11 protein-coding genes are annotated in these 10201 nt (G+C 64.3%); all 11 read left to right on the top strand.

Translation table 11 applies throughout. From position 1 onward, the window contains the following. A partial coding sequence (locus E2C05_RS34315) for a hypothetical protein (RefSeq protein WP_205083020.1) occupies positions 1–310 on the top strand: 310 nt, incomplete at its 5' end. Beyond that, a complete protein-coding gene (locus E2C05_RS23910; RefSeq protein ID WP_133222155.1) occupies positions 307–2757 on the top strand; it encodes a DUF3987 domain-containing protein in 2451 nt (816 codons plus the stop codon). The genes E2C05_RS34315 and E2C05_RS23910, both read left to right, overlap by 4 nt. 262 nt (positions 2758–3019) lie before the next feature. Continuing rightward, positions 3020–3544 (top strand): hypothetical protein, encoded by a 525-nt coding sequence (locus E2C05_RS23915; protein WP_133222156.1) that lies wholly within the window; start codon positions 3020–3022, stop codon positions 3542–3544. 13 nt (positions 3545–3557) lie between these two features. Next, positions 3558–3830, top strand: coding sequence for a hypothetical protein (locus E2C05_RS23920; RefSeq protein WP_133222157.1), 273 nt, complete (start codon positions 3558–3560; stop codon positions 3828–3830). Further along, positions 3830–4246, top strand: coding sequence for an HNH endonuclease signature motif containing protein (locus E2C05_RS35485; protein WP_133222158.1), 417 nt, complete (start codon positions 3830–3832; stop codon positions 4244–4246). Before E2C05_RS23920 ends, E2C05_RS35485 begins: the two co-directional genes overlap by 1 nt. 82 nt (positions 4247–4328) lie before the next feature. After that, the gene (locus E2C05_RS23930) at positions 4329–5939 is read left to right on the top strand and encodes a terminase large subunit (RefSeq protein ID WP_133222159.1); all 1611 of its coding nucleotides are present in this window, start codon (positions 4329–4331) and stop codon (positions 5937–5939) included. A 102-nt stretch (positions 5940–6041) separates the two neighbouring features. Continuing rightward, positions 6042–6620, top strand: coding sequence for a hypothetical protein (locus tag E2C05_RS23935; protein ID WP_133222160.1), 579 nt, complete (start codon positions 6042–6044; stop codon positions 6618–6620). Positions 6621–6791: 171 nt separating this feature from the next. Continuing rightward, positions 6792–8075 carry a phage major capsid protein gene (locus tag E2C05_RS23940; protein ID WP_158292336.1) on the top strand — a complete coding sequence of 428 codons (1284 nt, stop codon included), beginning with the start codon at positions 6792–6794 and terminating at the stop codon, positions 8073–8075. Between the two features lie 3 nt (positions 8076–8078). Continuing rightward, entirely contained in the window at positions 8079–8639 is a 561-nt protein-coding gene (locus E2C05_RS23945; protein WP_133222162.1) for an HK97 family phage prohead protease, read from the top strand. Next, positions 8639–9823, top strand: coding sequence for a phage portal protein (locus E2C05_RS23950; RefSeq protein ID WP_200306040.1), 1185 nt, complete (start codon positions 8639–8641; stop codon positions 9821–9823). The genes E2C05_RS23945 and E2C05_RS23950 overlap by 1 nt, the downstream gene beginning before the upstream one ends. Positions 9824–9979: 156 nt before the next feature. Next, positions 9980–10201: hypothetical protein (locus tag E2C05_RS34320; protein WP_205083022.1), on the top strand; the 222-nt coding region annotated here is incomplete at its 3' end.

Here is a 10201-nt window from a genome sequence, read left to right on the forward strand (position 1 = left end):
CCGACGCTACCGCCTGCGCCCCTACATCGAGGGGGAGTGGGATAGGATCCGCAATGGCGCTCCCCTCCCCGACCTGCCCCCTGGCTACAGCCATTGGACGGTCATGCAGCGGCGGGCTGACGGCACGCGGATGAGGATCGCCGTCGTCATCAGGGACGACCACCGACCAGGGGTAGGCGACGATGCCGCCCTGCGGGTTTGGCGCGTGGCCGTGGAGTTGGGGCGCCAGCGAAGCGAAGCGCTCGCGCAAGGGGCGACACTCGACGGGGCAGTCTGGTTTGGTAGCGCCGGCGTGGGAGGGCAGGCATGAGCAAGCCGGCAGAAAAGTGGTCCGACGAGATTACGCCCGCTTACGCCGTCCCGATGACGTTCTTCACTAGCGTGGAGGATACCGGTGCGCTTGAGCGCACCGTGACGATGGAAGCCCTTGTCAGGGAAATACGCAACAAGTCAGCGCGGAAGAAGGAGGCGCTTCCTCTCGGCAAGCTGGCGCGTTTTGGTGACAAGCTTTCGCCCAAGGGGAAGATGCGTCGATGGAACAGCAACATGGTGGAAATCCATGGTGTTGAACTCGACTACGACGCAGAGGTGATGGCGTTTGACGACGCGGTGGAAATCCTCTCCCGCGCCAACGTCGGCTGCATCGCCTACACCACACCATCCCACACACCCGACAAACCGCGATGGCGTGTGCTGTGCCCAACCTCTCGCCCGCTGCCGCCTAGCGAGCGAGAACCTCTTGTCGAGCGTGTCCATGGTCTATTCGGTGGCATCTTCGGCAGAGAGAGCTTTGTCCAATCGCAAGCGTTCTACTACGGCAGCGTCAACTTCTCCGAGCACCACCAGGTTGAGTTCATCGCGGGGCGTCCCATCGACCTCTGCGCCGAACTGGAAGAGTGCAGGATCGGGAAGAGGACCAATCCCGATGGCAAAGGCGAAACGCCGAACAGCGAAGAAGCTGCGTGCAACATCATCCGTCGGATGGATCATGGCGTTCACGACGCTTGCGTGTACCTCGGGAGTGTGTGGTCACTGCGAGGCATCCCCCGCGACGAGGCGAAAGCGCGGGTGGATGCGCTGCTGCATGAAGTGCCGGGCGAGAAGCGGGACAAGCGATGGGACGAGCGGGTTGCAGAGTCCGGTCGTGCCGTTGACTTTGCCTATGACAAGGACGACGCCAACCCGGAGAGCCGCAAACCACGCGGCAAGAACGGGGAGGAGGAGGAGTGGCCCGAGCCGGTTGACTTCCTCGGCGATCGCACACCGCGTATCATAGAGCTTGCACCGGACCACGTTCCCGATGTGCTGTGGCCCTTCATCACCGACATATCGGAGCGGGTTGGTGCTGACCCAACCATGGTGGCGCTCTGCGCGCTGGTGTCGCTCTCGGGCGCGATCCATGACAAGTGGGTGCTACAGCCCAAGCGCTACGACTATTCGTGGACGGTTTCTGCGCGGTTGTGGGGGACGATCATTGGCGATCCGTCCGTCAAAAAATCACCGGCGATCAAGGACGCCACTGCGCCGCTTGTGGGCTTAGAACTTGCGTCAGCCGACCGAAACCGCGAGGACATGCTGGCGTATGAACGCGATCTTGCGCGCTGGAAGAAGGACAGCAACGCCGACCCGGAGAGGATGCCCACCCCACCACGCCGTGATCGCTATCTGATCGGCAGCACCACAGTCGAGGCGCTGGAAGAGACTTTCCGCGACGACATTCAATCACGCCAGCGCGTCCCCGCGATGAAGGTGACGGTTGTTCGGGATGAACTGTCCGGCTGGCTAGGTGACATGGACAAGTACAGCGCGGGTAAGGGAGGGAGCGACCGCGCGGCGTGGCTGGAACTCTATGACGGCGCACCGCACTACGTGGATCGTGTCGGGCGGGGTAGCTTCACCATCGGGCACTTCTCAGCCAACCTCCTGGGCGGCATCCAGCCTTCGATGATCCGCGACGCCGCGCAGAAGTCACAGGACGATGGGCTCTGGCAGCGGTTCATCTACTGTGCAGCCCGACGCGCAACCAGCGGAGAGGATCGCGCGCCAAACCGAACCGCGTTGCTACAATACAACGCGCTGTTCAAGAAGCTGGCGGATACGCCACCGCCCGAAGCCTTCGGCGATATGGGCCAAGCGGTGAAGCTGCACGAAGACGGACAGCGGTACCGGGAGAACCTCGACAAGCTTGTAGAGGGCTTCCAGCTGATGCCCGACACGCCGCCTCTGATCATGACCGCATTGGGTAAATGGCCTGGGCTCTTCGGCCGGTTGCTCCTAACCTTCCACATGATCGAGTACGCTGCGAGCGCGGAGTTGTCGCCGCCCATGGTGGTGTCACCCGAAACCTGCCGCCGGGTGGCGTCCTACATGCGCGACATCCTGCTACCGCATCTGGCGCAGGCGAATGCGATCATGTTCCGCTCTAACCAGGAGAGCATGTCGCAGCAGATGGGCGCGTTCATCCTGGCGAAGGGCGGGGAACGCCTCACACTGCGCGATGTGCAACGCGGGGGACCGGCCCCTCTGCGCGCACCAACCGAACGGCGCGCGCTGTTGGAAATCCTGACGTGGCTGGAGGACTCGATGGGCTGGCTGAGAGCCGTGCCCGTGCGGCCAGGGAAGGAGCCCAACGCATGGGACATCAACCCCAAGGTCCATGCGCGGTTCGCCCAACGCGCAGATGACGAGCGCGCGGAGCGGGAGCGGCGACATCAGGCCGCGCTAGCAGCGCTGGACGCATCGAAACGGGGGGTCTGACCAGTGGGTGGGGCCATTTGTCGCAAGTGTCGCTCGCGTGCGCGCGCGCGTAGCCTGACGATAACGGGATGTTCTCTATATGTTCTATATTGGACCCATCCGCCCCTCGCGCGCGCATACGCGAGCGACATCTGCGACAAACCGGGTCAGCAACGACGGGCAGTGCATAAAAGCCACACCCGCATCAGCCGGAATGGTGCGCGTGCGCTGCCCCCCATTCGCGTACCCGCCTTTAGGACTATATTCACAATGGGAGGTTCGAATGCCCGCATTGACGATCTACCGCAGCCGCCGCACCCGCACGTGGCGCAATCTGGTCGTGTCAGCGATCAACGAGGCGCTGATGCAGCGCGTGTTCACCCTCGACCCCAATGACGGGTTGCCGAAGGTGATCGGGCGGTTTTCGGATGGGACGCACTTCGACTTCTTCATCCGCGATGAACCGGCCATCGGCTTCGCTCGCCCCAATCGGCATGATCCGAGGCATGTCGATGTTCATGTTGCGTGGCGTCCGACCAAGCGTGAACGCGCAATGCGTCAGGTGCAGATTAGCGATCCCGAGTTCCAAGCGGGTGAGGCGTTCGCGCGTGGCACCCTCAACCGTCCGTGTTGCGATCTGCTGCTCGGCGCCAAGTACGTCAACACGCGCATGGTGCGGGCAGGGCGCGACGTGCAAGCGCTGCTCTGCGATCTGGAAGTGACAGCCATCGGGTTCCGTGATGGGTCGGGCTCCTACCGCAAGCCGGTGAAGGAACTTGGCAGCCCGTTCTTTCAGCCCACTCTCTGAAGGAGACGACGACATGCGCCGCAGAAAGAAGGCGCCGCCGCTGTCAATCGAGCGCGCTGGCGATGGCGTCCCAATCGTAAACGTAATCCGGGTACCCGACGACCCCAGCATGGTTCGGTTCATCTGCCCTCACTGCCGGGCAAAGCATGGGTACAGCGCTTTGGGCGTGGTGCTAGGCAAGCTCGCGTATCGCGCCGTGCGTTGCCACGTGCCGGACGGTCCCTTCGCTGAATACGGTCACTACTTGCGGCTGATCGACTACAAGGGAACGGAGGCGAAGCGCTGATGGTCCACCACTACAGCCGCACCACCTGGCGCAAGATCCGTGACGGCATCCTGGCCGCGCAGCCCAAGTGCGAAACCCCCGGCTGCCATCGCGCCAGCGTTGCCGTTGACCATGACCCGCCGCTGTCAGCCGGCGGCAGCGACACGACCTCGCGGCTGCGGGCTTACTGCACCAGCTGCCACAACCGGCGCACCGCCCTGGGCAACGCCACCCCCCGCGCCGTCGGTTGCGACGCGACTGGCCAGCCGAACGACCCCGGCCATTGGTGGAACCGCGACAGCCGGCCCCAGACTGCCCCTGGAAGCCCGTCCAGGCGTCCTACCGCCCTGAGCCTGGCAATCGAGCGCGCTCAGGCCGAAAAGGCGTCTACGGCCCGGAAACCGGGCTCTGCGGGCCCGCCACGGCGCTCCCGTTGAATGTCTCCAACAAGTGCATCCAACTCGCATGGAAAGACAGAAGCGGTTAAGCCGGTAACGGCCCCGCGATCGGAGGGCCACCATGGGCCAGCGCGGACGCAATGCACGACCCGTCAAACCGCGCCGCATCGCTGACTTCGATGTGCCCACCCGCGACCTGACGGCGCCAACCCGCGCTGGTCGGGTCATCGAGTGGATCGAGACGCTGCACATCACCAGTGGCATGCACGCAGGACGCCGGTTCATCCTGCGCGACTGGCAGCGCGACATCATCAACGATGTCTATCGCACCGACGCAGATGACCGGCGCATCGTCAGACGCGCCCTCATCACCATGGGTCGGAAGAACGGCAAGACGCAGTTGGCCGCCGCCCTGGCGCTGTGCCACCTGTGCGGCCCGGAAGCGGAAGCACGCGGGCAGGTCTATTCCGCTGCGGCGGACCGCAACCAAGCGGGCATCATCTTCCAAGAGATGAAAGCGTTCATCCTCGATGATGAAGAACTGCGCTCGCGAGTCATTATCCGCGACACGCCAAAGGAGCTAGAGGACGTCGAGACGGGTAGTGTCTACAAGGCGCTGTCATCCGATGCACGCAAGGCGCATGGCCTAAGCCCAAGCTTCTATGTCTGCGACGAACTCGCGCAGTGGCCCAACCGCAACCTGTATGATGCCCTCTCCACTGGTACGTCTGCACGCCTTGAACCCCTGGGCATCACCATCTCGACGCAAAGCGCCGATCCGCTGCATGTCATGTCGGAGCTTGTCCACTACGGCAGGCAAGTGCGGGATGGTGTCATCGATGACCCGCGCTTCAGCGCGCACATCTTCTCAGCGCCTGAGGGCAGCGATCCGTGGTCGGAGGACACGTGGCGGCTTGCCAACCCCGCCCTGGGCGATTTCCGATCGCTCGACGAGATGCGCGACACTGCGCAGACGGCGCAGCGCATACCGAGCCAAGAGACAGCGTTCCGCAACTTCTATCTGAACCAGCCCATTGAAGCCGACACGCGCCTGATCGCCCCGTCTGATTGGGATGCACTCGGCGCTCCCTTCGATGTCGCGTCACTGCGTGGTGCGCGCTGCATCGCTGGTCTGGACCTGTCGAGCACAAACGACCTCACCGCTATCGCGCTCTACTTCCCCGGCAGCGGCCATGCGCTGGTGTGGGGCTTCCTTCCCGATGAACAGCTTGAGCGCCGCGCGGATGGCGACCGCGCTCCCTATCGGCAATGGCTGCAAGCAGGACACATCATCACCACCCCTGGGCGGGCCATCGATAAGGCATTCGTCGCCGCCAAGCTGGCCGAGCTCACGCAGAGCTACAGCGTGGAAGCAGTGGCGTATGACAGGTACCGCATTGAAGAGTTGCGCATCATCCTCGACAACGAGGGCATCAGCCTCCCACTGGTCGAGCACGGCCAGGGCTTTAAAGACATGGCACCCGCTGTCGATGAGTTCGAGCGCGCCGTGCTGAGCGGCAAGCTTCAGCACGGCGGCAACCCACTGCTGCGCTGGGCCGTGTCCAATGTGGCGGTCGTCGCCGATCCGGCAGGTAACCGGAAGCTGGACAAAGCCCGGAGCAGGGGCCGGATCGACCCCCTGACGGCGCTGGTCATGGCGATCGGACAGGCGGCCAAACAGCCCGACGCACCCGATTTCCGTTTCACCGGTATGGTGATTGCCGCGGAATAGGATTTAACGGGTAAAAAACTGCACTTAGATGCACTGCGTAGCGTATTCTGCGTAGTGATAAAGTATTAAAATCGAGACTGCCCGATTGGATAGGTAGTCTCGATGAAGATGCGCCCGCACTTCCTCACGCGCTACTCGCTGCGGCTGTTCTGCTTACCGGAACTGCCTGTGTACGAGATCATGCTCTACTTCGCGAATGACAGTGACCTCCGCGAAGGTGGCTTTCAGCGCGTGCGTGCTGGGCCAGGGGGTGGGTACCCGGCAACGCCGTTCACCGTCGCCTTCCTGATGCTGGCGACGGCTTGGCAGGGTCTCACCAAGGGCAAGACCACGCAGGCTGGATGGCTGTTGTACCGGCTACCCGGTGAATGCCCTATCACTGGTCAGTCGCTGTTCGGCCATGCGCTCCGGCGCGTGCTGTCAGACCCCGCCATCGCTGAGACAGTGGCGTCGGTGGAAGTGTCCACCTTCTACGAGGACGCGCGCATCCTCTGGAAAGACGGGATGATGTCGCGCTTCGTGCGCGATCCTATCCGCGCGCAGCTTGCCGTTGATGGCGCACAGCACATCGTCGTCTGGCCGGGCAAGCTGCTGCATGAAGTGGCCTGCGACATCAGCACGCAGGATCAGTCCTCCGCACCACCCGCCGCAGCGCAGCCGACGACGGCTGCCGTCCATTGACCAGTCCCCCCGCCGGGTTGTGCACGGCCGCGCGGGCCGGCTGCCGATCCTTCACGGATGGCGCTGTCTGCCGGTGGGGGTTTCGTCCGTTCGGGCCAGTCCGGGCGAAGGCATGCGCGATCAGACAGCGCCAGCCCGCACCTATTCCCCCTCCGCCGACGGAGCGTCCTCATGACCCTGCGTGAACTCCTTGAGCGCCGTGCGGCCATCGCCGCCGAGATGCGCACGATCCTCGACAAACCGAGCGGAGAAAACGGCGACCTCTCGGCCGAGCAGAGCACGCGCTTTGACGCGCTGAAGTCGGAGATGGCCGGGCTTGAGCGTCGCGTCGAGCGTCAGTCCGTCCTCGAGGAAGCTGAGCGCCGGATGCAGGGAACCCCTCTCACCAACCACCCTGGGCAGTTCAGCCAGATGGTAGGTGAGTTCCGCTTGGCTGCTGCGCTGGCTGGCCTTGCCGGTATCCCCGGTGTGGACTTTGGCCGCGAACGTGAAGTGTCGCAGGAACTTGCCCGCCGGTCGGGCCGCGATCCACGCGGGCTGTTCGTCCCCATGGAAGCGCTGGTCGAGCGTCGCGCCCTGCAAGCCAACGCGATGACACAGGGAGGCGCCCTGACTGTCACACAGACCGCTGACGTGATCGAACCTCTGCGCGCCCGCACTGTCTGCGGAAAGCTTGGCGCGACCTTCCTCACCGACCTCGTAGGCGCGCTGGAAATCCCGCGCATCACCACTCCCTCGACCACGGCATGGGTCGCCGAAGGCGTCAGCCTTACATCGCAGACTGGCCCCAGGTTTGGCAGCATCACCATGGCGCCGCGCACTGTCGGCGCACTGGTCGAATTCTCGCGCAAGCTCTTGTTGTCCACTTCCATCAGCGTCGAGAACCTGCTGCGGCGCGACCTCACGGAGCAAATCGGGATCGCGGTTGACGCTGCGGCCATGGCGGGATCGGGCACCGGTGCAGAGCCACGCGGTATCCTCAACACCCCCAACGTCCGATCGCTGGCGTTCAACTCGACCGCGACAGCGGCCAACCTGGCGACGGACATCGCAGCGGTGATCGCTACGCCTCCTTCGCTCAACGTCATCAGCAACACCCTCGGCTGGGCGATGAACCCCCGCGTTCCGGCCTTCCTCACGGCACTGCGTGATGCCAACTCCAACCGCGTCTATCCGAATGTCGCGGTGGCTGGCCTGGAAGGCTACCCCGTGGCGACGACCACCAGCCTCCCGACGACGAATGGCGACACCAAGGCCAACGGCATCTTCGGCAACTGGTCGGACCTGTTCATCGGCATGTGGGGCGTCATGGACCTGACGGCCAACCCCTACGGCGATGCATTCAAGCGTGGTGGCGTTGAAATCCGCGCCATGCTCGATTGCGATGTCAGCGTGCGCTATCCGGAGAGCTTCGTCCGGACCATGAACATGCCGATCAGCGCGCTGGCTGTCTGAGCCATGCACCCGCTGGTCACGCTCCCCGATGGCACGACGCAGCGGCTGGAGTGTCGCACCGTCGCTCAACTGCACACGCAGGGGCGGCGGCTGGAGGGGTACGCCGCCATCTTTAACCACCCTGGGCAGATCGGCCGCTTCACGGAGGTCGTCCGCCCGGGGGCGTTCACGCGCTCTCTGGCATCCCATCGTGATGTTCTGGCCCTGGTTGACCACGACCTGACGCGACTACTGGCGCGATCCGGCAGTGGCACCCTGCGGCTGTCTGAGGACACGCGCGGGCTGGCTTTCGCGCTGGACCTCCCCGACACGCAGTTGGGGCGCGACATGCTGGCCTTGGCCGAAAGGCGCGACCTCGGGGGCATGTCATTCGGCTTTGTCGCCAAGGATGAGGCGTGGCCGACGCAAGAGACGCGCGAACTGCGGTCGGTGGATCTGATCGAGATCAGCGTCGTGCAGGCGTTCCCGGCCTATGACGCGACGACGGTCGCCGCCCGCTCTCAGAAGCCCGCAGGGCCGTCCGCCCTGGCCCGCGCTAGGCAACGCTGGATGGAGACGGTCTAGTGCTCAGACGCCTCGCTAACTGGCTGGATCGGGTCATTGAGCGCCGCGATGCCGGGATCAGTTGGCGCATGGTCGGGCAGGCATGGGGCGCGTCGTCCTCCGGCCAGGTAGTGTCAGCCTACGCAGCAGAGAACCTCTCGACGGTCTCGGCTTGCGTCGGCGCCATCAGCAGCGGCCTCGCCAGCCTGCCGCCCTATGTCTATCGCCGCGAGGGCAGCACGCGACAGGAAGCGCCCGACCACCCCGTGTCGCGGCTGCTGAGGCGCCCCAATGCACAGCAGACCTGGCCCGACTGGATCGAAACCACCCTGGGCAGTGTCCTGCTGCACGGCAACGCTGTCAGTGTCATCGAGACGGACGGCGCTGGCCGCGTGACGGGGTTGCGCCCAATCCCTTGGGGCAACGTGACGCCGATCTTGCTGGCATCCGGCGCGCTGGCATTCGACATCACGGAGTTCACCGCGACATTCCCGCTGCTCGGTGGAGGACCGCCCAGGCGGTATCTTGCTAGTGAGGTCTTTCACCTGCGCGACCGATCAGACGACGGCTATCTCGGCCGGTCGCGGCTGTCGCGCGCGCCTGACGTGCTTGGCAATGCCATGGCGCTACAACACTGGTCAGGTTCCATGTGGGAAAACCAGGCCACGCCCTCCGGTGCTTTGGAGAGCGACAAGGCGCTGACGGAACCACAGATGACGCGGGTCGCTGCGCAGTTTCGTGGTCGCCACACCGGGACGGCGAACGCGCGCTCTGTGATGATCCTGGATAATGGCTTGAAGTGGCGGCCGCTCAGCATCTCGCCCGAGGATGCTGAGGTGTTGGAGTCCCGACGGTTCACCACGGAGGAACTGTGCCGACTGTTCCAAGTGCCGCCGCCGATCATCCAGGCTTATCAGTTCAACACCTTCACCAACGCAAGCCAAGCTTCGCTGTGGTTTGCACAGCTCACCCTCTCACCTTGGGCACGCAAGATCGAAGCGGAGTTCGCGCGGTCTGTGTTCGGACCAGGGAGAGGGTACGAGTTGGAGATCGACCTGTCGGGCCTCATGCGCGGTGACTACGAAGCGCGATGGAAGGCGCACGAGATCGCCGTGAAGAACGGCATCTTGTCGGTGGCCGAGGTCCGCGAAATCGAGGGGTGGAACCCCGCCCCTCGTGGCTCAACAACAGGCGCGACAGCATGACCGGAGCGCGGTACGCTCCTGAGTCTGCGGGTCTGCCCAGGAGGGGGAGATGTGGTAGGGCCAAAATAGATGCGGCGTCCGGGAGTGCCATCCCGAACGCCGCGGAAACCACTGAGAAGCACTTGATCACCGACAGAACCGCAAAGGAAACCATCGATGCTCGATGGCACGATACCACGCGCCCATAGCGTCCTCAATAGCGACGCGCTTCCCGCGCACCAGCGGGACGACGACGACTGGTTCGCGCAGCACCCCCGCCGACGCTACCGCCTGCGCCCCTACATCGAGGGGGAGTGGGATAGGATCCGCAATGGCGCTCCCCTCCCCGACCTGCCCCCTGGCTACAGCCATTGGACGGTCATGCAGCGGCGGGCTGAC

The organism is Paracraurococcus ruber (assembly GCF_004353985.1).
GTDB classification, from domain to species: domain Bacteria; phylum Pseudomonadota; class Alphaproteobacteria; order Acetobacterales; family Acetobacteraceae; genus Paracraurococcus; species Paracraurococcus ruber.